This is a genomic window from Phaeovibrio sulfidiphilus (assembly GCF_014861485.1).
Taxonomy (GTDB): Bacteria; Pseudomonadota; Alphaproteobacteria; order Rhodospirillales; family Rhodospirillaceae; genus Phaeovibrio; species Phaeovibrio sulfidiphilus.
Window position 1 is genome coordinate 601,226 of record NZ_JACZHT010000001.1, and the last position, 25,336, is coordinate 626,561.

Annotated in this window: 23 protein-coding genes; 21 read left to right on the plus strand and 2 right to left on the minus strand. The window is 68.9% G+C overall.

What is annotated here, in order from left to right:
- Positions 1-121: 121 nt before the first annotated feature.
- Positions 122-406, minus strand: coding sequence for a hypothetical protein (locus IHV25_RS02485; protein WP_192533374.1), 285 nt, complete (start codon positions 404-406; stop codon positions 122-124).
- 248 nt (positions 407-654) lie between these two features.
- Here IHV25_RS02485 and IHV25_RS02490 point away from each other — a divergent pair, with 248 nt between their 5' ends.
- The 20 genes from IHV25_RS02490 (at position 655) to rplI (ending at position 21,677) form a co-directional block, all read left to right on the plus strand.
- Entirely contained in the window at positions 655-1,215 is a 561-nt protein-coding gene (locus IHV25_RS02490; RefSeq protein ID WP_192533375.1) for a hypothetical protein, read from the plus strand.
- 68 nt (positions 1,216-1,283) lie between these two features.
- Positions 1,284-2,009, plus strand: coding sequence for an SDR family NAD(P)-dependent oxidoreductase (locus IHV25_RS02495; protein ID WP_192533376.1), 726 nt, complete (start codon positions 1,284-1,286; stop codon positions 2,007-2,009).
- A 91-nt stretch (positions 2,010-2,100) separates the two neighbouring features.
- On the plus strand, positions 2,101-3,612 hold the full coding sequence (locus IHV25_RS02500) for a hypothetical protein (protein ID WP_192533377.1): 1,512 nt from the start codon (positions 2,101-2,103) through the stop codon (positions 3,610-3,612).
- A gap of 821 nt (positions 3,613-4,433) precedes the next feature.
- Positions 4,434-5,702 carry a flagellar motor protein MotA gene (locus IHV25_RS02505; protein ID WP_242018735.1) on the plus strand — a complete coding sequence of 423 codons (1,269 nt, stop codon included), beginning with the start codon at positions 4,434-4,436 and terminating at the stop codon, positions 5,700-5,702.
- A 12-nt stretch (positions 5,703-5,714) separates the two neighbouring features.
- Positions 5,715-6,644: a peptidoglycan -binding protein gene (locus IHV25_RS02510; protein WP_192533378.1), complete on the plus strand. Its 930-nt coding sequence runs from the start codon at positions 5,715-5,717 to the stop codon at positions 6,642-6,644.
- Positions 6,645-7,197: 553 nt separating this feature from the next.
- A complete protein-coding gene (locus IHV25_RS02515; RefSeq protein WP_192533379.1) occupies positions 7,198-8,391 on the plus strand; it encodes an aspartate aminotransferase family protein in 1,194 nt (397 codons plus the stop codon).
- Between the two features lies 1 nt (position 8,392).
- Positions 8,393-9,328 (plus strand): ornithine carbamoyltransferase, encoded by a 936-nt coding sequence (gene argF, locus IHV25_RS02520; RefSeq protein WP_192533380.1) that lies wholly within the window; start codon positions 8,393-8,395, stop codon positions 9,326-9,328.
- A gap of 240 nt (positions 9,329-9,568) precedes the next feature.
- Complete coding sequence (hslO, locus tag IHV25_RS02525) at positions 9,569-10,471, plus strand: Hsp33 family molecular chaperone HslO (RefSeq protein WP_192533381.1); 903 nt, start codon at positions 9,569-9,571, stop codon at positions 10,469-10,471.
- 33 nt (positions 10,472-10,504) lie between these two features.
- Positions 10,505-11,140, plus strand: a complete 636-nt coding sequence (locus tag IHV25_RS02530) for a hypothetical protein (protein ID WP_192533382.1) — start codon at positions 10,505-10,507, stop codon at positions 11,138-11,140.
- A 226-nt stretch (positions 11,141-11,366) separates the two neighbouring features.
- On the plus strand, positions 11,367-11,978 hold the full coding sequence (locus tag IHV25_RS02535; protein ID WP_192533383.1) for a 50S ribosomal protein L25/general stress protein Ctc: 612 nt from the start codon (positions 11,367-11,369) through the stop codon (positions 11,976-11,978).
- Positions 11,979-12,064: 86 nt separating this feature from the next.
- Entirely contained in the window at positions 12,065-12,829 is a 765-nt protein-coding gene (gene pth, locus IHV25_RS02540) for an aminoacyl-tRNA hydrolase (protein ID WP_192533384.1), read from the plus strand.
- Between the two features lie 48 nt (positions 12,830-12,877).
- Complete coding sequence (gene ychF / locus IHV25_RS02545) at positions 12,878-13,981, plus strand: redox-regulated ATPase YchF (protein ID WP_192533385.1); 1,104 nt, start codon at positions 12,878-12,880, stop codon at positions 13,979-13,981.
- 16 nt (positions 13,982-13,997) lie between these two features.
- Positions 13,998-15,206: an argininosuccinate synthase gene (locus IHV25_RS02550; protein WP_192533386.1), complete on the plus strand. Its 1,209-nt coding sequence runs from the start codon at positions 13,998-14,000 to the stop codon at positions 15,204-15,206.
- Between the two features lie 2 nt (positions 15,207-15,208).
- Positions 15,209-15,805 carry a hypothetical protein gene (locus tag IHV25_RS02555; RefSeq protein ID WP_192533387.1) on the plus strand — a complete coding sequence of 199 codons (597 nt, stop codon included), beginning with the start codon at positions 15,209-15,211 and terminating at the stop codon, positions 15,803-15,805.
- Positions 15,806-16,009: 204 nt separating this feature from the next.
- On the plus strand, positions 16,010-17,239 hold the full coding sequence (gene cbiE, locus IHV25_RS02560; RefSeq protein ID WP_192533388.1) for a precorrin-6y C5,15-methyltransferase (decarboxylating) subunit CbiE: 1,230 nt from the start codon (positions 16,010-16,012) through the stop codon (positions 17,237-17,239).
- Between the two features lie 186 nt (positions 17,240-17,425).
- Positions 17,426-18,982 carry a cobyric acid synthase gene (locus IHV25_RS02565; protein WP_192533389.1) on the plus strand — a complete coding sequence of 519 codons (1,557 nt, stop codon included), beginning with the start codon at positions 17,426-17,428 and terminating at the stop codon, positions 18,980-18,982.
- A 16-nt stretch (positions 18,983-18,998) separates the two neighbouring features.
- Entirely contained in the window at positions 18,999-19,787 is a 789-nt protein-coding gene (gene cobF, locus IHV25_RS02570) for a precorrin-6A synthase (deacetylating) (RefSeq protein WP_192533390.1), read from the plus strand.
- Between the two features lie 435 nt (positions 19,788-20,222).
- On the plus strand, positions 20,223-20,669 hold the full coding sequence (gene rpsF / locus IHV25_RS02575; protein WP_192533391.1) for a 30S ribosomal protein S6: 447 nt from the start codon (positions 20,223-20,225) through the stop codon (positions 20,667-20,669).
- Positions 20,666-20,905 (plus strand): 30S ribosomal protein S18, encoded by a 240-nt coding sequence (rpsR, locus tag IHV25_RS02580; protein WP_338048577.1) that lies wholly within the window; start codon positions 20,666-20,668, stop codon positions 20,903-20,905. The genes rpsF and rpsR overlap by 4 nt, the downstream gene beginning before the upstream one ends.
- A 184-nt stretch (positions 20,906-21,089) precedes the next feature.
- Positions 21,090-21,677: a 50S ribosomal protein L9 gene (gene rplI, locus IHV25_RS02585; RefSeq protein ID WP_192533393.1), complete on the plus strand. Its 588-nt coding sequence runs from the start codon at positions 21,090-21,092 to the stop codon at positions 21,675-21,677.
- 221 nt (positions 21,678-21,898) lie between these two features.
- On the opposite strand, the gene IHV25_RS02590 is transcribed toward rplI, so the two are convergent.
- Positions 21,899-22,888: a lipid-binding SYLF domain-containing protein gene (locus tag IHV25_RS02590; protein WP_192533394.1), complete on the minus strand. Its 990-nt coding sequence runs from the start codon at positions 22,886-22,888 to the stop codon at positions 21,899-21,901.
- Positions 22,889-23,092: 204 nt separating this feature from the next.
- On the opposite strand from IHV25_RS02590, the gene IHV25_RS02595 reads away from it, so the two are divergent.
- The gene (locus IHV25_RS02595; RefSeq protein ID WP_192533395.1) at positions 23,093-24,016 is read left to right on the plus strand and encodes an SDR family oxidoreductase; all 924 of its coding nucleotides are present in this window, start codon (positions 23,093-23,095) and stop codon (positions 24,014-24,016) included.
- The last annotated feature ends 1,320 nt before the right edge of the window (positions 24,017-25,336 follow it).

The following is a 25,336-nucleotide window of genomic DNA, read 5'->3' on the forward strand; positions in this document are numbered from 1 at the left end:
GAGCCCGGTCGCACGCCCCGCGCCCGAAGCCCCCGGCGGTACACCCGCCGGAGACCAGGACACCAGACAAGGACAGCGGCCCCGGCTGTCCGGAGCGGGCGCGGACGGGACGCGGATGCGATCAGGCGTCCGGCGTCCGGTTGCCCTCGCCCCGCTCCACAAGGGTTCTGAGGGACGCGCGGATATCCAGAATGGCATAAATCAGCCCGAAGGAGAGGATCACACCGGTCACTCCAACGATCAGGGAGACAAGGGCCAGCAACAGACCGATGAGGGGAGACCCCTGCAGGGGGTGCCCCGCCTCGCTCGCGATGCCAAGGGAAAACAACAGAACCCCGATGAGGGACAGGATGAACGCGAAGTTCAGAAAGCTCTCGAAAACACGACCGACCCAGGAACGGACCATGCTCACACCCCCCCATGTTGATTGTAATGACTTCAGTGTGCACGCTCTTGCGCACCCCAGCAAGCACAAACAACCCGGGCACACGCCCCGACGGGAGGCCACGCTCCCCGGCTCTCCGGCCCCCATGCGCCGGGAAAGCGCCCCGGTGACAGGCCCCTGTTCCGGTGCAACGTGCTTGCATACAACACAAAAGCGATGAAAAATGCCCCCGCAACCGCACTCGAGAAACCGACCTGCGAGGCCCGTCCATGCCGTTCCATGCCCTGATGAAGGCCTTTTTCACCATCGCGCTCTATCTTGCGTGCGCACTCATCCTGTTCGAGGAATCCCTGACCTTCGGGGTGTCTGACCGGATGCGGGCCTTCTCTCCGTCGCCGGTCTATCTGTCGGTGGGCGTGCCCGCGCTGGTCTGCGGGGTTCTGACGGCCTTTGCCTCGCCGCGCCACACCGAATTTTCCTTTGTGGTCCACTCGGCACTCCTGGGGGCGGGGAGCTATGTTGCCTTCCTCCTGGCCTTCGTCGGCCTTCGCGGCGCGGGGATGCTGGCTCTCACCCACGGCGACTCCGCGGGCGGGCTCATCACCACGTCCCTGGGCCAGACCGTGAACTCCGTCGCGTTCGGGATCACCTTCGGGCTTGCCGCCGCGCTCCCGGCCCTGCTGATCCGCCCCCGGCGAGCCGACATCGGAGACGGGGAGCTCTTCTTTTTCGCCGGGCGCCTGGCCACGGTCCTGGTCACCGCAGCGGCCACCGCCATCGTGGGCCTGATGGTGGGAGGCCGCCTGATCCCGCACCTCAAGGTGTTTTAGTCCGGGACAAAACCCGCCGCCTGGTCTAAACAGACAGCGCTTCACCACACCAACGGAGGGGAAAGAGAATGGCGGATCGCCTTCAGGATCGTCTGTGTCTGATCACCGGCGCGAGCCGCGGCATCGGACGCGCCGTGGCCAAAAAGTTTGCGGCGGAGGGCGCGCACGTGATCGCGCTGGCCCGGACGGAAGGAGCGCTGGTCGAGCTGGACGACGAAATTCGCGAGGCCGGGGGAAAGCCCGCCACGCTCATCGTCGAGGACATCACCGACTCGGACAAGGTCGACCAGATCGGCGCCGCCCTGTTCGAGCGCTTCGGACGCCTGGACGTCCTGGTGTCCTGCGCCGGGATCATCGGATCGCTGACGCCGGTCAACATGATCAAGCCGAAGGACTGGGATGCGGTCCTCAAGACAAACCTGACGGCCCAGTACCGCCTGATCCGCTCGTTCGACCCGCTGCTGCGGGCCTCCAGCGCCGGGCGCGCCATCTTCCCGACGTCCCGCTACGCCACGGGCTTCAAGCCCTACTGGGCGGCCTACGCGGTGGCCCAGGCCGGACTGGAAACCATGGTCCGCATGTGGGCCCACGAGGTGCACAACGTCTCGCCCCTGCGGGTCAACCTGATCGACCCGGGCCCGGTGGACACGAACCTGCGGGCCAAGGCCTTCCCCGGAGAGGACGAAACCCGTCACCCCTCGCCGGACCAGGTCGCCGAGGCCTTTCTTGATCTTGCCGTCCCCGAATTTACAGAATACGCTCAGACTATCCGGTTCGCAGACCGAAACGGCTGACGAGAGAGCCGGCCCCCCGGGGCCGGCCTTCCCTTCGGGCAGACCGCCGCAGGAGAAACCGGCAACAGGATCCATAGTCGGGACAACTTCGGTGCTCTTTCTCGGTGCGGGCCTCTGTCTGCTGACAGTCGTCCTTTCCACGTTCGCACTGGCCGCCGGTGCTCATGTTCTGGTCACCTGGCTTTCGGGCGGGGCCTTCCTCGTGTACCTGGGGCTCATGTTCCCGCGGGTATCCCGGACGACCCGTGTCCTTCTTCTCATTGCCACCCTTCTGGGCATCGTGGGCTTTGCCACCGGAGGCATGACCACCTCCGCCTTCCGCGAGGCTCTGGGCACCTCGGCCTTCATGGGGGCCCTGTTCACCTGCTTTGGCACCCTGCGCGATGCGGCGTCCTCGTCGCTTCTGATGCAGCGGGCGGGCACGTTCCTGGCCAGCCGCCCCCCCGGGCAGCGCTACGGCGCCCTGTCCGCCGGATCCCACCTGTTCGGCCTGATCCTGAACTTCAGCACGATCTCCCTTCTCGGCACCCTGGTCCACGAGGGAACCCGGGCCGCCGACGGAGACCCCAACGATGAGAGAACCCGCAAGGCCGCCTTCCTGCGCCGCCACATGGCCCAGGCCATTCACCGGGGCTTCTCGACCACCACCATCTGGTGCCCCCTGACCATCTGCATCGCGGTCATTTTCACGGCCCTCCCGGAAACCACCTGGGTGCGGACCCTGCCCTGGCTTCTGGGGGTGACCGCGACCTTCCTTCTGTCGGGCTGGCTCCTGGACCGCCTGTCCCACCGCACACCGGCCGGGGCCAACGGCAGCGGCAGCGGGACTGGCGCCAGCAATGGCAATGGCAATGTCAGCGGCCTCGATACGGGCACCCCGGGCGAGACCCCGGGCTCCTGGTGGCTTCTTCTGGCGATCGTGGGGCTGGTGGTTGTGATCTTCAGCTCCGGCTGGTTCGTCGAGGAGATGCTCGACGTGCGCCTGGTTCTGGGCGTGATGATTGTCTGCCCGTTCTTTGCGCTGGGGTGGATCCTGATCCAGGGAGTGCCCGCCCGCGGCCTGAGCGGGGCCCTGAGCGAGACCGGGCGCCGGGCCGAGCATCACCTGCGCAACGCGTTCCCCAAGTACGCCAACGAGCTGGGCATCATCGGCGGCTCGACCCTGATCGCCCTGGTCACGGCCGCCGCCCTGCCCGACACCTGGGTTCCGGCGGTCATCCACTGGCTGGACCTGCCCCCGTGGGTGCTGATTGCCGCCGTCCCCTGGCTGGCGATCCTGCTGGGGCAGGTGGGCATGAGCCCGCTGCTGTCCGTGGCGCTGATTGCCTCCACCATGCCGACCCCGGCGCACCTGGGGCTCAACCCGGAAACCATGGCCGTGGCCTATGCGGGGGCCTGGTCCCTGGTCACATCCACGTCGCCCTATACCGCGGCCCTGCTGCTGTCCTCGGGCCTGGCCTCGACCCGCTCGACAACGGTGACCCCGTTCCAGTTCGGCCCGATTGCGAACGGCCCCTACACCCTTGTGAACCTGCTGGCCCTGGACGGACTGATTGCGTTCATGGAGCTGTCCGGCGTGCTCTCCGGCGCCCCCGCAGCCTGAGAGGCCGGGCTCTCCCGCACCGGGATCGCGCACGCCGAAACGGGGGCAGGGGCGACCACGAAACGCCCCCGGAAGGGAACGCCCGAACCCGGCACATCCCTCCGCACCGGGACCGCACCCGCCCGAAGCGCGGTGAGAGGCGCGCCCCGACGGCCCCGGCCGCGTCCGCCCGCACCCGACGCTGCCCGTCCCGGACCCGGGCACCCGACAGCGGATCGGTGAGCCGCTCCGAGCGCCCGGGGACGCTACCCCTTGCAGACCATGGCCACCGAACGGGCACCCCCGCACCCCTCCCCGGGTGCGGTGTGGGGCGGCGTCCTGCTCGCGTCGGGCTTGACCCCGGCGCGGCATTCGTGAAAAATCCCTTGTTTGCTGAAATTGTCCTCGAATCCTGTGGGTTTTCGGGGCCGTGTGTGGCCAAACCCGGCCCCTGCGCCACCACCCGGTGCAGGCTCGCACGACCGGATCCGTGACATCCCGAACTGCGGCCCCCGTTGTCCTGGCCACCGGGGACTGGAGACGGGTCACCGGGCACCGGAGACGGGTCACCGGGGACAAGCACCGGGCCCTGCGCACCGGCCACGACGACGGATCCGCGGGCGCTTTGGGGCCCCGGAATCACGAGACCCGACGGCCGGCCCCGGGACAGATAGCCCTTCGTGTGCGCCTCGCCCGCCCCTGCGACGGGCCGCCCGTGGCGCCCCTTCGGACCGCGCCGTGCGGGATCTCCGCCACCGCATCCCCGGGACCCGCCCCGGGCCGCACCGCCAACCGCCCCTCCGGCTCCCGTCTGCGGACCGGACCCGATATGAAAGGCCACCATGAGACCGCTTCGTGTGTTCCTGATCCGCATGGGTGTCTTCCTGGTCGCCGTCGGAGCCCTGGGCGGCGCCCTGGCCCCCATGATGGCCGGTTTCTTCATGGCCAACCCGGCGCTGAACGGTGTGATCCTGGGCGTGGGCCTGGTGGGCGTTCTCCTGAGCTTCCGCAACGCCCTGTCCCTGCGCCCGGACATGCGCTGGCTCGAGGACTTCACCACCGGAGACGCGCCCCCCTCGCAGGCCCCGCGCCTTCTTGCGCCGGTGGCCCAGGCGTTCTCGGGGCGCCGGAGCGTGGGCTTTTCGGCCATCTCGACCCGCACCCTTCTGGACGGCATCTCCTCCCGGCTGGACGAGAACCGGGAAACCGCCCGCTACTTCGTGGGGCTGACCATCTTCCTGGGACTGCTGGGAACCTTCTGGGGGCTCCTGAGCACGGTCAGCGCCATCGCCCAGGTGATCGGCGACCTGACCCTGACCTCGGACGACCTGAGCGTGGTGTTCGCCGACCTGCAAAGCGGCCTCGAGGCCCCCCTGTCCGGCATGGGCACGGCGTTCTCGTCCTCCCTGTTCGGGCTGTCGTGCTCGCTGGTGCTGGGGTTCCTGGACCTCCAGGCGGGGCAGGCCCAGAACAACTTCTACAACGGCCTGGAAGACTGGCTGTCGCGCCAGACCCGGTTCAGCGCCCCCGGCGGCTCCCTGGAGGAGGGCAGCCCGTCCCTGCCCGCCTACACCCAGGCCCTGCTGGAGAAAACCGCCGACAGCCTGGACGAACTGAGCCACACCCTGGCGCGCTCGGAGGAGACGACCATCTCCACCAACACCCAGATCCGCACCCTGAGCGAAACCATGGTCATCCTGACGGACCAGATGCGCACCGAGCAGGCCGTCCTGCTGAAGCTGGCCCAGACCCAGGCGGACCTGCGGCCCCTTCTGAAACAGCTCTCGGCCCTGCTGGACCATATGGCGGCGCCCCAGGCTCCCGCCGCGGGCTCGCTCGGCGCCGGAGACCAGGTCGCGACCCACATCCGGAACATGGACTCGGCCCTGAGCTACATCGCAAACCAGGCCGCCAGCGGGCGCGAGGCCATCATCAAGGAGATGCGCAGCGAGATCCGGATGCTCGCCCGGACCCTGACCAGCCCGATGCCCGGCCAGAGCCAGGGGCAAACCCAGGGCCTGATCCCGGGCCAGGGGCCGGGTCCGACCCTGAGCGCAGCCCAGACCCCCGACCCGGGCCCGGGACCGTCCGCCCCGGACCACAGCGGCTAGCGGGCCCGCGCCATGTCCCGACACCGCCGCCAGCGCTTCCAGAGCGTGGACATCTGGCCCGCCTTTGTGGATGTCCTCTCCACGCTTCTGATCATCACGATCTTTGCGCTTCTGGTGTTCATCCTGTCCCAGTTTGTGCTGGGCCGGACCCTGTCCTCCCGGGACGAGACCATCGAGAAGCTGAACGCCCGCACCCAGCAGCTGAGCGAGCTTCTGGCCCTCGAGCAGGCGGAGAAGTCGCGTCTGGAGCTGTCCCTGGCCACGCTGGAGGGCTCCCTGACCCAGGCCCGCGACGAGGCGGAGGCGGGCGCCGAGGCAAGGGCCAAAGTGCCGGAACTGTCGCTCCAGATCGAGCAGCTGACCCGCCAGCTGGCCGCGCTCCAGGAAGCCCTGGAGGCGTCCGAGACCCGCTCCCGGGAGCAGGAGGTCGCCATCGAGGTCTTCCGCGCCCAGCTCAACGCGGCCCTGGCCGAGAAGGTCCAGGAACTGCGGGCCTACCGCTCCGAGTTCTTCGGGCGCCTTCGGGCCCTTCTCGGGGAGCGCGACGATATCCGCGTCGTGGGGGACCGCTTTGTCTTCCAGTCCGAGGTGCTGTTCCCCACCGGCTCCGCCACCCTGGAGCCCGAGGGCGAGGCAACCCTGGGCGCCATCGCCGAAACGCTTCTGGCCCTGTCCGCCGAGATCCCGAAGGATCTGGACTGGATCCTCCGGGTGGACGGGCACACGGACAAGCGCCCCATCAGCACCGCCCAGTTCCACTCGAACTGGGAGCTGTCCAGCGCGCGGGCCATCTCCGTCGTCAACTTCCTGATTGACCGGGGCGTGCCCGCCGAGCGCCTGGTGGCGGCGGGCTTCGGCTCGGGCCACCCCCTGGACACCGGCGACACGGACGAGGCCCTGACCCGCAACCGCCGCATCGAGCTGAAGCTGGACCAGCGATAGGCCCGGCGGCCACGGGGCAGCGGCGTTGGGGGCGCGAACCGGTGTGATAACCGGATGGGGTGGCATGGGGGTAACCGGGGCCGGAGTGGAGCGGCCGTGGAGCGGCCGTGGCACCGCCGCCCCCCACGCCCGGGGCACCAAACAGAACCCGGGGGAAGCGGGGGGGGATAGAGGCCTCCCGCGCTGACCCGTGGAGAACCGCCCGGCGGACACGGCAACAGTCCCCGGCGCCCGTGCCCATCGCCCGGCGCAGGCCTATTGCCCAGCGGAGGCCGCCCGCACCGCCCCCCTGCCGCCCGCACTGCCCGCCCGCCCGCGGCGCCGCCGCCACCACCTCCACAACCCCTGCGCACAAAGCGCCGGCATCCCAACGTTTGCGCCGTCCGCATCCCCGAACCGGACGGCCCCCGAACCTCAGACGACAGTTGACAATACCGGGCCTGTTGAGGATAAATCGCTCTCTTTACGGGGCTGGCCATTGGGCCAGCGCCCTTTTTCGCGTTTCCGCAAACCCGGAACGCTCCCGTTCCCTGTCCAGAAAAAGGGACACACCATGTCGACTGATCAGGCTCTGATGCCCTCCTACTCCCGCCTCGACCTTTCATTCGAAAGGGGCGAAGGAGCATGGCTCTTCGCCTCGGACGGCCGACGTTTCCTGGATTTCGCCACCGGCATCGCCGTGGTGGGCCTGGGGCACTCGCACCCGCGCATCGTCCAGGCCCTGAAGGACCAGGCGGAGAAACTCTGGCACTGCTCGAACCTGTACCGCATTCCGGGGCAGGAGCGGCTTGCCGAGCAGCTGTGCGCCGCATCCTTTGCGGACTGCGTGATTTTCGTCAACTCGGGCGCCGAGGCGAACGAGGCCGCCCTGAAGCTGGCCCGGCGCTACCAGTACCTGAAGCACGGCGGCCCGAAGCGCTGGCGGGTGATCGCGGCGAAGAACGCGTTCCACGGCCGGACCATGGCCACTCTGGCGGCCGGCGGCCAGGAGCGGCACCTTGAGGGCTTCCAGCCCGCGACCGAGGGCTTCGACCACGTGCCCTACGGCGACCTGGAGGCCGCCCGGGCTGCGGTGACCCCCGAGACCGGCGCCATCATTGTCGAGCCGATCCAGGGCGAGGGCGGACTGACCCCGGCCCCGGAAGGCTACCTGAAGGGCCTTCGGGAGCTTGCGGACCGGGAGGGGCTTCTCCTGATTTTCGACGAGGTCCAGACGGGAATGGGCCGCACGGGCCGCCTGTTCGCCCACGAGCACGACGGCGTGACCCCGCACATCCTGTCCACCGCCAAGGGGATCGGCAACGGCTTCCCGCTTGGGGCCTGCCTGGCCACCCGCGAGGTGGGCGCGGCCTTCACGCCGGGCTCCCACGGCTCGACCTACGGCGGGAACCCGCTGGCCATGGCTGTGGGCTCCGCCGTCATCGAGGAACTGACCTCGGACGGCTTCCTGGAGAACGTACGCCACTCGAGCGAGATCCTCCGGGAGGGCGTCGAGCGCCTGATTGCAGACCGCCCGAACGGCGCCATCGAGGGCGTCCGGGGCCGGGGTCTGATGCTGGGGCTTGTGTGCCGCACGCCGAACACGGACGTCCTGACCGCCCTGCGCAACGCGGGACTTCTGACCGTCCAGGCCGGTGGCAATGTGGTGCGGCTTCTGCCGCCCCTGACCATCGGACGCCTGGAAATCGACGCCGCCCTCGAGATGATCGGGACGGCTCTGGATTCTCTGGAAGGGGAGACCCCCTGATATGACCACCTCGAGCGCCCCGCGCCACTTTCTTGACCTCCGGGATTTTGATTCGGTCACCCTTCGCGCCCTGATCAGCCAGGCCGTGGGGCTCAAGGCGGATCACCGATCCCGCCTGGAACAGGACATCCGGGCGCTCCGGGGCCGGACGCTGGCCATGATCTTTGAAAAGAACTCCACCCGGACCCGGGTGTCATTCGAGGTCGGCATGCGCCAGCTGGGCGGGGATCCGCTTGTGCTCTCCCGCGGCGACCTTCAGCTCAGCCGCGGCGAGACCATCTCCGACACGGCCCGGGTGCTGTCGCGCTACGTGGACGCCATCATGCTGCGGACCGATTCCCATGACCGCCTGCTGGAGCTGGCCCGCCACTCCAGCGTCCCGGTCATCAACGGCCTGACGGAAAAGGCCCACCCCTGCCAGGTCATGGCCGATATCATGACCTTCGAGGAGCACCGGGGCGCCATCCGCGGCCGCTCGGTCGCGTGGGTTGGCGACGGGAACAACATGGCCTACTCGTGGATCACGGCGGCCGCCCGCTTCGATTTCCGCCTGCGCCTGGCCTGCCCGACCGGCTACGCCCCGGATCCGGAGATCCTGGACTGGGCCCGCGCCAACCGGGCCGACGTCGAGGTGGTCGAGCGCCCCGAGGATGCGGTCCAGGGCGTGGACTGCGTGGTCACCGACACCTGGGTGTCCATGTCCCACGAAAACGAGGAGCGCGACCGCCGCAAGGCCGCCCTCTCGCCCTATCAGGTCACGGCGTCCCTCATGAAGCAGGCCGCGCCCGACGCGATCTTCATGCACTGCCTTCCGGCCCACCGGGGCGAGGAGGTCACCGCCGGCGTCCTGGACGGCCCCCAGTCGGTGGTCTGGGACGAGGCGGAAAACCGCCTCCACGCCCAGAAGGCCATCCTGCTGTGGTGCCTGGGCGGCTGATTTCCGGGGCTTCTTGATGCTCCGGGGCTTTGCCCCTATAGTACGGGAACAGCGAATCGACCCGTCCGGCCCTCGCGCCGGGCGGGACGACCGCCGGGGAACGGCGTCGTGACCGGGCCGGACTGTGCGCACGCGCCGTCCGTTGTGGATTTTTTCCGATACACCGACCTGTATTGTCTGTATACGCCCGGGCTCTTCCGGCCCCCGCCCGGGCCTGCACTTCTGTAAACGAGAACCGGCGTGACCAGCTTTGACAACCTGATACAGCCTTTCTTCCTGGGATCCGGCGTGCTGCGCGGAACCCTGGTGCGCGCCGGGCGCGTGACCTCCGACATCATGGGCAAGCACGACTACCCCGAGCCCGTGGGACGCCTTCTGGGCGAGTGCGTGACCCTTGCCATTGCCCTGTCCAGCTCCCTGAAGTACGAGGGCCTGTTCACCCTTCAGGTCCGGACCGAGGGCCCCGTGCGGGCTCTGGTGGTGGACGTGACCAGCGCGGGCATGGTGCGGGCCGTCGCCCGGTTCGACGAGGAGGCCATCCCCGACCTGCCGTCGTGCAGCCTCCCGGCCCTGACCGGAGAGGGCGTCCTGACCTTTACGGTGGACCAGGGGCCCGGCATGTCCCCGTACCAGGGCATTGTCAGCCTGGAGGGCGAGTCGGTTACCGAGTGCGCCCTGACCTACATCACCCGGTCCGAGCAGATCCCCACCCGCCTGATCCTCGCGTCCGCGCCGCCGGACAGCCCCTCGGGCACCTGGCGCTCGGCGGCCCTTCTGCTCCAGAGAATGCCCCCCGCGACGGGCACCTGGGAGCCGGAGTGGGATGACAGCTGGGAAACCGCCAGCATCCTGATGGACACCCTGACCGAGAAAGAGCTGACGGACCTGTCCCTGGACCCCCGCGTTCTCCTGTACCGCCTGTTCCACGCCGAGGATCTGCACCCCGGCGCCACCCGGCCCGTGTTCTACGGCTGCCGCTGCTCGACCGAAAAGGTCATGCGCACCCTGGCGGCCCTGGGCGAGGAGGACCGGAACGCCCTTCGGGATCTGGGGGTTATCGATGTGGTCTGCGAGTTCTGCCAGACCCATCACGCCATTTCCCACGAGCAGCTTGAATCCTGGCTTGCCTCCCTGGAAACCTGAAACCCCGAGCTCCGCCATGACGGGATTGCACCCATGTCTCTGACTCGCAGGCGTTTTCTTACCGCTGGCTCCCTTGTCCTTGCGGGGCTGACGGCCAGCGCCTGCACGCCCGCGCCCCGGAGCGAGCCGCTGCAAACGTCCATCGCGCTGCCCCGCACCCCCCGGCTGGTCCTGCGGGTCGAGGCCCTGGAGATCCGGGAGGACTGGCAGTCCCCGCGCTCGGGCGCCAACGTCGAGTACCTGATGCCCGTGTCTCCGGTGACCGCCCTGAAGCGCTGGTCCGCCGAGCGCCTGGGCGTCACCGGCGAGCGCGGCGCCATTGCGCGGCTGATCGTCCTGGACGGCGCCGTGACGGAAAAACCGCTCTCGACCCAGTCCGGGTTCAGCGGCCTGTTCCGAACCGAGCCCTCGGAGCGCTATGACGGCACCCTGGATGCCCTGCTCGAGATCGTGGACACGGAAACCCACGTGGTCGCAGCCCAGGCCAGCGCCCGGGTCACCGCGTTCCGATCCCTGTCCGAGAAGGCCTCCCTCGACGACCGGGACGGAGTCTGGATGGACCTGGTGTCCGCCATGATCACGGATTTCGACAAGGCGTTCGAGAGCGCGGCCCACACCTGGCTGGAGCGGTACCTGGTCTCACCGGGCGGAGCCGGCTCCCGGCGCTAGCCCCGCGCCGGCTCCCGGCGCTAGCCCCGGGTCGCACTCCGGCCAAAACGGCGCCCGCCCCCCGCAAACACACGGGGCGCGCCGTTCGTCTCTCTTGCCAAAACCGGGCGAAGAGTGTAAAGACGCCCCTTCATTCCTGCCCGCGCCGCGGGCGGGCTGTTCGGTGCCGGCACCCCTGGAGGCCGGACCGGCTGTAGAGATTCTCCATTGAAAAGAGAGACGAACGATGACCGACAACGCATCCCTTTCCCTCAAGGGTCGTGACCGGGCAGGTAAGGGGGCAGCCCGCGCCACACGTAGAGAAGGCCTGGTTCCGGGCGTGATCTACGGTGGCCGCAAGGCTCCCTCGCTGGTCGCACTTGATCCGCGTATCGTGATGGCCGAAATCCGGAAGCCTGGCTTCTCGACCCGTATCTTCAAGGTCGACATCGACGGCAAGGCCGCCGGGAACGTCATGTTCCACGCGCTGCAGTGGCACCCGGTGACCGATGCGCCGACCCACGTGGACTTCCTGCGCATTGACAAGGACACCGAGGTGACCGTCGGTATCCCGGTCCACTTCCTGAACGAAGAGGCCTCCCCGGGCATCAAGCGCGGCGGCGTGCTGAACGTGGTCCGCCACGAGATCGAGGTCATCGGCAAGCCCGCCGACCTGCCCCAGTCCTTCGAGCTGGACCTGACCGGCGCGGAAATCGGCCAGACGTTCCACGTCAGCGCCATTGCGATCCCGTCGAACCTGCGCCTGACCATCACGGACCGTGACTTCACGATCTGCTCGATCGCCGCTCCGTCGGTGATGGCCGAGGCCGAGACCGAGGGCGAGGCGACCGAGGGCTGACGCGCCCCCGGGTTTCGTCCCTTCCATGACCCGTCCGTCCCCCGCCCGTCCGGGCCGGGGCCGGGCGGGCCCAGGACCCTGCAACAATGAAACTACTGGTCGGTCTCGGCAACCCGGGCTCCCAATACGAGGGCAACCGTCACAACGTCGGATTCATGGCGCTGGAGGCCCTTGCCTCGGCCTATGGGATCGGACCGTTCCGGAGCCGCTTCCAGGGAGACTTCGCCGACGGACGGATCGGAAACGAACGCGTCCTCATGCTCATGCCCGGAACCTACATGAACCGCTCCGGGCAGTCGGTGGGCGAGGCCGCGCGCTTCTACAAAATTCCTCCCTCGGATATCATCGTGTTCCACGACGACCTGGACCTGGCCTTCGCCCGCGTGCGGGTCAAGCAGGGCGGCGGACACGGCGGACACAACGGCCTGCGCGACCTGGACGCCCACATTGGCGCCGACTACTGGCGCGTTCGCCTGGGCATCGGCCACCCGGGGGACAAGGCGCGGGTCCACGGACACGTGCTCTCCGACTTCTCGAAGGCCGAGCGCGCGGAGATCGACACCCTTCTGGGCGGCCTTGCGAAGGCGTTCCCGCTGATGCTGGCGGGGGATGCCTCGGGCATGACAAGCCGCCTTGCGGTCCTGACCAAACCGCCCCGGAAGCCGGGTGCGGCAAAGACCGGAACACCGGACCCCGCTGGTCCGGACACCGCCCGAACCAAAGACCCGGCCGGAGACGGCCCCCGGTCCCGCCCCGCCCCGCCGTCCGCTCCCTTGGGACCGGATGCGCCTGCGGACACGGGACTGGCCCAGGCTCTCATGCGGGCCCTTCTGAAACGCGGCGACCGCTAGGCCGGCTCGTACACTTTTGACTTACTGACCAGGGGACATTCGGAAAACATGGGGTTTCAATGCGGCATCGTCGGACTGCCCAACGTGGGCAAGTCCACACTTTTCAACGCGCTGACCTCGACGGCGCAGGCGCAGGCGGCGAACTTCCCGTTCTGCACCATCGAGCCGAACGTGGGCCGCGTGGCGGTGCCGGATCCCCGGCTTGAACCGCTTTCAAAAGCGGCCAAGAGCGCCAAGATCCTCCCGACCCAGCTGGAGTTCGTGGATATTGCGGGCCTGGTGCGCGGCGCCTCGAAGGGCGAGGGCCTGGGCAACCAGTTCCTGGCCAACATCCGCGAGGTGGACGCGATCATCCACGTCCTGCGCTGCTTCGAGGACGACGACATCACCCACGTGGACGGCGGCGTGGACCCGGTCCGGGACGCCGAGACCGTGGAAACCGAGCTGATGCTCGCGGATCTCGAGAGCCTGGAAAAGCGCTACACCAACCTGTCCAAGCGGGCCAAGGGCGGCGACGCCGAGTCCAAGGCCATGGTTGCGGTGATCGAGCCCGTCCTTGAGGCCCTGCGTGACGGCAAGCCCGCCCGCGTGGCCCGTCCCGGCGACGCCGAGCAGCTGCGCCTGTTCCGGATGCTCCAGCTTCTGACGGCCAAGCCCGTCCTGTACGTGTGCAACGTCGAGGAGGCCGCCGCTGCCGAGGGCAACGCCTGGTCCCGCAAGGTGGCCGAGAAGGCCGCCGCCGAGGGCGCCACATCCGTGGTCATCAGCGCGGCCATCGAGGCCGAGGTGGCCCAGCTGGGCTCGGACGAGGAAAAGACCGAGTTCCTGGAAGCCCTGGGCCTGGCCGAAACCGGGCTGACCCGCATCATCCGTGCGGGGTATGATCTCCTCCAGTTGATCACGTTCTTCACGTGCGGGCCGAAAGAGACCCGGGCGTGGACCGTTCCCAGGGGCTCGAAGGCGCCCCGGGCGGCCGGAGAGATCCACACCGACTTCGAGCGCGGCTTCATCCGCGCCGAGACCATCGCCTACGACGACTACCTCGCCTTCGGGGGCGAGACCGGAGCCCGCGAGGCCGGGAAAATGCGGTCCGAGGGCAAGGAGTATGTCGTCCAGGACGGAGACGTCTTCCTGTTCCGCTTCAATGTCTGACACCAGGGGTGCCAAGATGAGTGCTGTCAAAAAAGTTGTTCTTGCGTATTCGGGCGGTCTGGATACGTCGATCATTCTCAAGTGGCTGAGGGACACCTACGACTGCGAGGTCGTGACCTTCACCGCCGACCTCGGCCAGGGCGAGGAGCTGGAGCCCGCCCGCAAGAAGGCCGAGATGATGGGCATCCGCGAAATCTACATCGAGGATCTCCGCGAGGAGTTCGTCCGGGATTTCGTGTTCCCCATGTTCCGCGCGAACACCCTCTACGAGAACCAGTACCTGCTGGGCACCTCGATCGCCCGCCCGCTGATCGCCAAGCGCCTGGTCGAGATCGCCCGGGAGACCGGCGCCGACGCCATCTCCCACGGCGCCACCGGCAAGGGCAACGACCAGGTCCGTTTCGAGCTCACGGCCTACGCCCTGAACCCGGCTATCAAGGTCATCGCGCCCTGGCGTGAGTGGGATCTGAACTCCCGCAAGAAGCTGATCGAGTACGCCCAGGCGCACCAGATCCCCGTGCCGAAGGACAAGCACGGCGAGGCCCCCTACTCCATGGACGCGAACCTGCTGCACATCTCCTACGAGGGCAAGGTTCTGGAGGATCCCTGGCAGGGCCCGCCCGAGGACATGTTCCGCCGCTCGGTGTCCCCGGAGGCCGCCCCCGACCAGCCCGAGATCATCGAGATCGATTTCGAGAAGGGTGACCCGGTGGCCGTCAACGGCGAGCGCCTCTCCCCCGCCCGCCTGCTGGAGCGCCTGAACGAGATCGGCGGACGCCACGGCATCGGCCGTCTGGACCTGGTGGAAAACCGCTTCGTCGGCATGAAGAGCCGCGGCGTCTACGAGACCCCGGGTGGCACCATCATGCTCCACGCCCACCGCGCTGTGGAGAGCCTGACCCTCGACCGCGAGGCCATGGCCCTGCGCGACGACCTGATGCCCCGCTACGCCCGCCTGATCTACAACGGCTTCTGGTACGCCCCGGAACGCGAGATGCTCCAGGCCCTGATCGACAAGAGCCAGGAGAACGTCACCGGCACCGCGCGCCTGAAGCTGTACCGCGGCAACGTGATCACCGAGGGCCGCAAGGCGCAGCGCTCGCTCTACAACATGGACTTCGTCACCTTCGAGGAGGACGACGTCTACAACCAGCAGGACGCCGAGGGCTTCATCAAGCTGAACGCTCTGCGTCTGCGTCTGGGCGCCATGGCGCGGGGCGACTGAGCATGACGGCCCGGGTCCGGAAAGCCCTTGTTGCGGCAGCAGCGGTTCTGGCTCTGGCAGGGTGCACGGCGACCCGTGTGCCCTACCGGGCCGACTGGGCTCCCTCGGACCCGTGGCTGGACGGCCCCCCGGGCCCCATGCAGACCATCGACAAAAACCTGTCCCGGCTTCTTCTGGCCGTGCCTCCGGAACTGGACGAGGGCCTGGGCTACCGCCCGGCTCCCGCCCGGGAGGTCTATGTCCAGAAGCTCCGGGGCGGGGCAATCCTCTATTCGCGCTATGTGGCCCCGGCCTACCTGGCCGCGTCCGAGGATCCGGCCCGCCTGGTGCGGACCCTCTACGGCCCCTCCCTGGCCCAGCGCACCGGCGCCGAATACGTGGACTTCTCGGTGATCGAACTCCCCTACGGCAACGCCTGGCTGGCCGAGGCCCGGGGCCCCTCGGGAGTGGACTGCGTCGCCTTCGTCTCGCCCCTGCGGGTGGGGCGCGAGGCCCCCGCCGGCGCCAGCGACGCCCTGCTGCGGGGCTCCCTGTGCGACACACCGGATCCGCAGGCCGACCTGATTTCCATTCTGCGCTCACTGGTTCTGCGCGAGTAGGGGCACGACCATGAGCACCCGGCGGCCTGCACGCATGGGCACAGCGATCCCGATGGACACAGCGATCCCGGACCCCTCCCCGAACCCGCACCCGCACCGGCGCGGGCACCGGACAGCTCCGATCCCGGCACCCGGTGTCGGCTCCGGGACACGCCCGCGGCTGCGGCCCGCCCCCTCCCGCTCTTTTCAGGCAAGGACAGCCCGATGAACACCCCGTGGCTCACGATCATTGGTATTGGGGAAGACGGCCTGGACGGCCTGGGCCACGAGGCCCGCGCCGCCGTGGACAGTGCCACCGTCCTGATGGGCGGGCGCCGCCACCTGGCCATGGTCCCCGAGCGCCCGGGGGTGGAGCGCCTGTTCTGGGCCATGCCCTTTTCCGATTCCTACGCGGCCCTGGATGCCCGGCGCGGCACCCCCGTGTGCCTGCTGACCAGCGCCGACCCCATGCTTTTCGGCGCCGGGGCCACCCTGTCGCGCCGCTACAGCGCCGGGGAAATGCGGGTGCTGCCCCAGGCCTCGTCCTTCTCGCTGGCGGCGGGCCGGATGGGCTGGGCGCTCCAGGACACGGCGTGCCTGACGGTCCACGGCCGCCCGGTGGAGAACATCCTGCCCTGGTTCACCGAGGGCGCCCGGCTCCTGGTGCTGTCCGAAAACGCGGGAAGCCCCGCCACCATCGCCAGGCTCCTGTGCCACTGCGGCTTTGCCGAGAGCCGCCTGACGGTGCTCGAGCACATGGGCGGCGAGCGGGAGAACCGCCTCGAGGGCCGCGCCGGAACCTGGAACGCGGCCCCCGGGGCCGACCTGAACGTGCTGGCCATTGCCGTGTCCTCCGGCGCTCCGGACGGAGTCGTGGGCGCCGGGCTCTCCCGGATGCCCGGCCTGCCGGACGACGCCTTCCAGCACGACGGACAGCTGACCAAGCAGGACGTGCGGGCCATGGTCCTGGGCCGTCTTGCCCCCCGTCCCGGCGAGCTTCTGTGGGACGTGGGCGCGGGCAGCGGCTCGGTGGGGATCGAGTGGATGCGCTGCCATCCCGCCTGCCGCGCCATCGCCGTCGAGGCCCGGGACGAGCGCCGGGCCAACATCGACGCCAACCGACGAGCCCTGGGCGTTCCCGCCCTGGAGATCGCAGCCGGATCCGCGCCTGCAGCCCTGAAAAACCTTCCGCCCCCGGACGCCGTGTTTATCGGCGGCGGCCTGACGGGGCCGGGGGTTTTTGAGACGTGCTGGGACGCGCTGAAACCCGGCGGGCGGCTGGTGGCCACCGCCGTCACCCTCCAGACCGAGGCGCGGGTTCTGGCCCTGAAGGACAGCCACGGCGGCTCGCTCGTGCGCATCGCCCTGGCGAGGGACGACCGGCTGGGCGGCTTCGACGTCTGGCGGGCGCCCTGCCCCCTGACCCTCTACGCCGTCCAGAAGCCCCTGGCATGACGGCCCCCGGGACGGCCGCCGCCGTGGTCCCGCCCGCGCCACGCCCGTGCGGCCATCCCATCCGTTTCCCCGCCGCGCCCGGTGCCCCCGGACGCGGGCACCGCGACGGATCCGCCCCCGCAGGCTCCTCCCGCCTGCGCTGCGCGACCTCCGCCCCGTAATTCCCCTGCCTCGAAAGCACGCCCCATGATCCCGCCCCTTGCCCCCTTCCCCGACACGCCCTGGCCCCGCCGTCTCACAGGAGCCGGGCACGCGAAATGCCTGATGCTCCAGGGAACGGCCTCGGACGTGGGCAAGAGCATGCTGGTGGCGGGCCTGTGCCGGGCCTACACCCGGCGGGGCCTGAGGGTCCGCCCCTTCAAGGCCCAGAACATGAGCAACAACGCCGCCCTGGCCCTGGACGTGGAGCCCCTTCCCGGCGATCCCGCCGGTGTGCCCCTTCAGGGCGAGATCGGGCGGGCCCAGGCGCTTCAGGCGCGGGCCTGCAAGGTGGCCCCGTCCATTCACATGAACCCGGTGCTGCTGAAGCCCCAGACCGAGGTGGGCTCGCAGGTGGTTCTTCGGGGCCGCGTGCTGGGCGCCTGCCCGGCGCGGGAGTACCACAAGATGCGCCGCACCCTGATGACCCCCATCCTCGAGAGCCTCTACCACCTGTCCGATGAGGCGGACCTGGTCCTGGTGGAGGGCGCAGGCTCGGGGGCGGAGGCCTATCTGCGCGCCTCGGACATCACCAACATGCGCCTGGCCGAGGCCGCCGACCTGCCGGTGATCCTGGTCTCGGATATCGACCGGGGCGGCACCACGGCGGCCCTGATCGGCTCCCACGCGCTTCTGGACGACGCGGACCGCGCCCGGGTCCGGGGCTATCTGATCAACAAGTTCCGCGGGGACTGGTCCATCTTCCAGCCCGCCTGCGACACCATCACCGAGCGCACCGGCTGGCCCCTCCTGGGCTGGCTGCGCTGGTTCCCCGACGCCACCCGCCTGCCCGCCGAGGACACCCTGGCCCTGGAGCGCCCGACCGAGTCCGGCGGCTCGGGGCTTGTGATCTCGGTGCCGCGCCTGCCCCGGGTGGCCAACTTCGACGACCTGGATCCCCTGTCCGCCGAGCCCTCGGTCCGGCTGCGCTGGATCCAGCCCGGCATGCCCATCCCCGCGGACACGGATGTGATCATCCTGCCCGGATCCCAGTCCACCCGGGCCGACCTGGAAGCCCTGCGCCAGGAAGGCTGGGACATCGATATCCTGGCCCACGTGCGCCGGGGCGGCCGGGTGGTGGGGCTGTCCGGCGGCTTCCACATGCTGGGAACCGTTGTCCGGGATCCGCACGGCGTGGAGGGCCCCGCCGGGGAGACCCGGGGCCTTGGCCTTCTGGACATCGAGACCCTGATCACCCCGGACCGGACCCTGACAGAGTGCGACAGCCCCGACCGGACCACCGGCGTGCGGGTCACCGGCTTCGAGACCCGCAGCGGCCAGGTCACAGGCCCGGGACTGGAGCGCCCCTGGTTTGTCTTCGACGACCGCACCGAGGGCGCGGTGTCCGCCACCGGGCGGGTTCAGGGCTCGGGCCTGCACCGTCTGTTCTGCTCGGACGTGTTCCGCACCCACTGGCTGGCGGACACAGGAGCCGCCGTTTCTTCACTGGACTACGAGGCCCGGATCGAAGAGGCTCTCGACAGGCTGGCCGACCATATGGAGGCCGACCTCGACCTTGATGCGCTGCTGGCGCTCGCTCGATAGGATGGAACGATCCCCCATGAAAACCATTCACCTGATCGGAATCGGTGCCGGCAACCCCGAGCACCTGACGCTTGAGGCCGTGCGCGTCCTGAACACCGTGGACGTCTTCTTTCTGCTGGAGAAGGACGGCGTGGGCAAGGACGCGCTTCTCGACGTCCGGCGCAGCATCCTCGAGAAGCACGCCACCGCGAAGCCCTGGCGCGTCGTGACCAGCTCCACCCCCGCCCGGGACCGGGAGGCCGCCAACTACGAGGCCGCCGTCAAGGACTGGCGGGACAAGCGCTCGGAGGGCATCCACGCCATGATCGCCAACGAGATGGCGGACGGCGAGATTGGCGCGTTCCTCGTCTGGGGCGACCCGAACCTGTATGACGGCATGATCGACTCCCTGCTGCAGATCCAGGCCGAAGACCCGAACCTGGGCATGGACTTCACCGTCATCCCCGGCATCACCTGCATTCAGGCCCTGACCGCCGCCCACCGCATCCCCCTGAACCGGATCGGCGAGTCGATCACCATCACCACCGGTCGGCTCCTGGAGGACATGGACCCGGCAGAGGTCACCAACGCGGTGGTCATGCTGGACGCCAAGCGGACCTACCGGGGCTTCGCCGAAACCGGGCACACCATCTACTGGGGCGCCTACCTGGGCACCTCGAACCAGATCCTGGCCCGGGGACCGGTCGGGGATGTGAGTGCCCAGATCGACCAGGCCTTGGACAACGGCCGCCAGCGGAACGGCTGGATCATGGACACCTATATCCTGCGCTCGAACGCCGAGCCGGGGGACAAGAAGGGCCACTAGGCCCGGAGCCGGGTCGGGCTCACGGAGAGGAACACAGACCGGGACAGGGATAAGGGGTAGGGACAGGAAAAGCGTGGGCCAAGAAAACCTTCGCCCCGCCCTTTCCCCGGCACCCGCAACCGCCGCCCGCCCCTCCCCCAGGGGCACGCGCCTGAAGTTGCCCCCCAAAGGGGACTCCGGCCCCGGTCGCCCCCAAAGCGCTCTCCCGCACGCCCCAAACCGCCCCCCGCCCCCAAAACGCGCGCCCGCCCACCCGGACAGCGCGAGGCTCCCGGTCCGGCTGTCCGGTTTTCCTTGCGCTATTCCACAAGACCTGTATAGTGCCCGGCTTCCGAAACCCTTGCCGAATCGCCACGGTGATACGGCTATGCCCCGCCGAACCGGCACTCCGCCTGTTCACCGGGGGGGAAGAGACAAGCCATAAGGGAATGAAAAATGGCCTTTTATGAATGTACTGTTATTGCGCGTCAGGATCTGAGCTCCGCCCAGATCGACGCACTCGGAGAGGAGGTCGTCTCCATCCTCGCCGAGGGAGAGGGCACGGTCACGAAGCGTGAGAACTGGGGCCTTCGCGCTCTGCTTTTCCGCATTCGCAAGAACCGCAAGGGACACTACCTGTTCTTCAACGTTGATTCCCCGGCCCCCGCGGTCCACGAGCTGGAACGCCGCCTGCGCATCAACGAAGACGTGATCCGCCACATGGTGGTCCGCGTCGACGAGCTGGAGGAGGCTCCCTCCGCCATGATGCAGAAGAACGACCGTCCGGAGCGCCCGACCCGCGGCCGCGGTGATCGTCCGGAGCGTGGTGACCGTCCGGAGCGCGGCGACCGCGCCCCGCGTGGCGAGCGCCGCAGTGCCCCGCAGGAAGAAGGAGAAGAATAATGGCCCCTCCCCGTCGCCCGTTTTTCCGTCGTCGCAAGACGTGTCCGTTTTCGGGCCCCAACGCCCCGAAGATTGACTACAAGGACATCAAGCTGCTCTCGCGCTTCATTTCCGAGCGCGGCAAGATCGTCCCGTCCCGCATCACGGCCGTCTCGGCCAAGAAGCAGCGTGAACTGGCCCTGGCCATCAAGCGCGCCCGCTTCCTGTCGCTGCTGCCGTACGTGACGAACGGCTGATCCGCCGACACCGTCCCGAAACGGACCTGCGGTCCCGGATGCCTGTGCGCTCCGGGGCCGCAGCGGCGTTCCGGGACACGGCCTTCACTGTCTGGCCCGCAACGCGAACCCTCTTTCCAGCGGAAAGACCCGTCGGCCAGCCCGGGGATGGTGCCCTGCACCGCCTCGCATCGGAGAATGAACAATGGATATTATTCTGCTTGAGCGCATCGAGAAGCTTGGCTTCATGGGCGATATCGTCAAGGTCAAGGACGGCTACGCGCGCAACTACCTTCTTCCGCAGAAGAAGGCCCTTCGCAACACCAAGGAAAACCGCGCCATTTTCGAGGCCCGCCGCGTTGAGCTGGAGGCCCTGAACCTTAAGCGCCGCGAAGAGGCCCAGGAGATCGCGAAGCGCGCCGAGGGCATGAGCATTCTCATGATCCGCCAGGCCTCCGAGGGCGGCCAGCTGTACGGCTCGGTCACGGCCCGCGACATCACCGATGCGCTGAAGAGCGAGGGCCTGACGGTCTCCCGCCAGCAGATCCAGCTGCACCACCCGATCAAGGACCTGGGCAACCACGAGATCCGCATCTCCCTCCACCCGGAAGTGGTGGTGACGGTCTCCGTCGCGATCGCGCGCACCGAGGAAGAGGCCCGCGCCCGTGCGGCCGATCTCCTGGAGAGCGCCGAGGCGGCCGAGCTCGCCGACGCCCACGAGCTGGAAGCCGAAGCCCTCATCCACGAGGACGAGGACGAGCACGCTCCGGAAGGTCTGTCCACGGACCTCTGATCCCGTTTCCCGCGGATCACAGACAAAAATTGGGGGCCGGATCCGTCCGCGCCCCCTTTTTCGTGTCCGGATGCCCGGCCGGCCGTCGCCCACGGGCACGCGGACCGTGGCCGTCGCCCACCGGGGCCTGTGGCCCCCGTGCAGGCCGGGCTCCCGCCCACAGCCCAAACCACCCGACGGCCCCACGGGACCACCCGGCGACACCGACGATACCGACGGGGCTAGCGCCCCGCCAGGAACTCCTTCAGGCCATCGGCCAGGGGGGTCTGGGCCCGCCCGTCCACCGCAATCGCCGCCGGAGACAGGCCGGGGCCGTAAATCGCCTGGTTCCAGGAATAGCGGGGCTCCACCGCCGTGCCCTCCAGGTTCAGACCGCCGTACAGGCCGGTGGACTGGGAGAAGCCATAGATGTCGGCCCCCACGTTTGTGGTGGTGGAGGCCTCGGCCCCGCCGCCGACAAACAGGAAGGTGGCCGAGGCGGTGGCCCCGCCCTTGAACTGGTCTTGCATGACCGCCCGGATCCCGGCCTCGGTCATCAGCAGGAAGACGATCTCCGCGTCCTGAATCCCCACCTGAAGGCCCAGAGACCCGGCGGTGAGGCGATAGAACGCCGGTGACGACCAGCTCCCGTCGCGAAGACGGGTCATCAGGATGCCGTTGCCCCAGGCCCCGCCCACAATGAAGCCCGCCCGGGTGAACGAGGGGACGATCAGCAGGCCCCGCGCCTTCGGCAGAAGGTCATTCAGGGATTTGGCACTGCCGCCGTCGGTCATCATGCGATAAAGGGTGGCCTCGCTGGCCAGGATCAGGGCGCGGGCATCGCGACGGGCCTCAGCATCCGTGGGCGGTGCCGTCATGTACTGCGAGCCGGACGACGTCGCGCCGGTGGTTCCGGTCCTCAGGGGCGGCTTCGCCCCTCTGGGCGCGCCGGGCGCGCCGGACGCGCCAGACGCACCGGATGCGCCATCATACGACGCTCCGCCTCCGTAGCTGTCGGATCCGCCGGCCGAATGCACCGGCGGCGGCGGCGCCACCATGGTCGGCTGGGAGAACTCGTCTCCCCAGGCCGGGGAGGTCAAATCAACAGGGCTACCGTTTGCCGCCTGCGCAAGGGTCGTCCAGCCCGCTGCCGCGACCGAAAACACGATCACGAAAACCAGGACGATGGCACGCAGGGGACCGGTAACAGGCGGGTGAACAGGGGGGCACATGGCATCAAACTCCGCTGACAGGTCCGGTTCCGGGCCCCGGATCAGCCCCCGGGACGCCAGAAAAGGGAGGCTTTGCCCTATTATGAGCCTCGGGGGTTAAGATCGGGTTATTAATCTTTGGTTGAAATCCAGGCGTTGTTATCATAACGAATGAGTTTAACTCATGTCTCCCACCCCCGCATCTCCTCAGGCCGAGGCTAAATTATGAAAAAGAGACTGCTGTGTTTTGGGTTCGGATATACGGCCCGCCATCTCGCCCGCCACCTGGACGCGGACGAGTGGGACGTGGCGGGCACGACCCGAACCGGGCTCTGGGCGGAGGGGCTGTCCCGGTACCACCCGGACGTCCGCATTCTCCGGCTGCGGGGGCACGACGACAGCTTTCTGCGGGACTTCCAGGCGGTCCTCGAGGACTGCACCCATCTCCTGGTCACCGCCCCCCCGGATGAGAACGGCGATCCGTTCCTGCGGGACTATGCGTCGGTCCTTGAGAAGGCGCCCGTGGACTGGATCGGCTACACGTCCTCCACGGGAGTCTACGGCGACACCCGGGGGGACTGGGTGGACGAGACCTCCCCCTGCCGCCCGGGCTCGGAGCGCGCGAAGCTCCGCCTCGAGGCCGAGGACGCCTGGCGCGCGTTCGGCGCCCGAACCGGCATGCCTGTGACCGTGTTCCGGCTGTCCGGGATCTACGGGCCGGGCCGGTGCACGGTGTCGGACCTCCTGCGGATCGAAAGTGCGGCCCGGGGCACGCCCCCCGTTCCGATCGCAAAGGAAGGGCACGTGTTCTCGCGCATTCATGTGGACGACATCGCCCGGGCCGTGCACGCCAGCATGGACGCGCCGGGCGCGGGCGGGCTCTACAACCTGGCGGATGACGAACCGGCTCCGCACGCGGATGTGGTCCGCTACTCTTATGAGCTTCTGGGGATGCCCGCCCCGGAGACCCTGGAGTTCGAGGACGCCTCCCGGACCATGTCGCCCATGGCCCTGTCCTTCTGGTCCGAATGCCGGCGGGTGCGCAATGACCGGATGAAATCCGACCTGGGGGCCGAGCTCCTGTATCCCAGCTACCGGGAAGGCCTGGCGGCCGTCCTGGAGGAACAGCGGCTCCCCGAAGCCGAGTGACGCGGCGCGACGCGGAGGCACACGAGCGGGCGATGTCACCGGGCCAGCGCCGGTCGATGCGGCCCCACGCGGGCGAGGACCGGACCCTGCGACCCCGCGCGGAGGCCTCTGACGGACACCGGTCCACACGACCCGACGCCGAGACGCGCCAGCGGGCACCGGATGATACCAAAGGACGCGGGATGTCACCGCGTGACGCTCTGGACGCCACAAAGGGGCGCCGGGAGCCCCGCAGCGCCAGGGATCGCGAACAGACACCCCACGCCCCAGCGAGATGCGAAGACGCGCCGACCAGCACCCCATGCCTCGGCGGGATGGGCAGACACGCAGGCGGCACCCCATGCCCCGACGGCGATGCAAGGGATCACGGGCGGGCGCCCCACGCCCGGGCGATGCGAAGGCGCCCCGACGGGTGCCACGGGGCGATACCCGGCAAGGGGGCGGAACGGCACAACGAGGGATCACGGGCGGGCACCCCCGTGAGGGCGGGTGCCACGGGGCGATACCCGGCAAGGGGGCGGAGCGGCACAACGAGGGATCACGGGCGGGCACCCCCGTGAGGGCGGGTGCCACGGGGCGGGACCGGGCAAGGCGAGGCAGTGCGGCACGACGAGGGATGACACCGGGCGGCGCCGGGCCCTACGACCCCACGCGAAGGCATCGGACGGGCCCCGGTCCATACGACCCCGTGCAAGAGCCACGCGGGCAGGCATACACACCCCCACGCACCATGACCCCACGCGGGGGGCATATGCGAGCACACTCACCCCCAGGCACCATAAACCCACGCGGCGGCATATGCGGGCACACTCACCGGCAGGCATCATGACGCGGTACAGGGGCACATGACGGGCACACTCACCGCCAGGCACCCTGGCGGCCCAGAGGCACTCCGGGCACAAAGCCCCCGACACAGCCCGACACCGGGCAAAAAAAACCCCGCTTGCAAAAATACAAGCGGGGTAAGTCGGAACAGGGAGGTTTCACGTCTGGGAGACGTAGGATACTGGAGACCAGCACCCTGGAGCCGGGCAGAAGCCCGGAACAAGATGGAAACCGCGAGGCTTCCGAAATCCTGTGAAGCGTCACCGCCTCTCTAAGAACAGTTTTACCCCTGAAAGCCCGCGAAAGCCATATATTTTATTTCATGGGAGCCATGCGTCACGCGCATGTGTGACTCGGACGGCCCACGCCCGGCGGCAGCCCCCCCTGAGCCGCATCCCCGGGGAAAAGGCGCCCCGTGGCCCCGTCCTGGCCCTGCCCCACCCCACCCGGAGGCATCCGGACACCCGCCGAACCTGCGCCCCCCTCTCCGGCCCC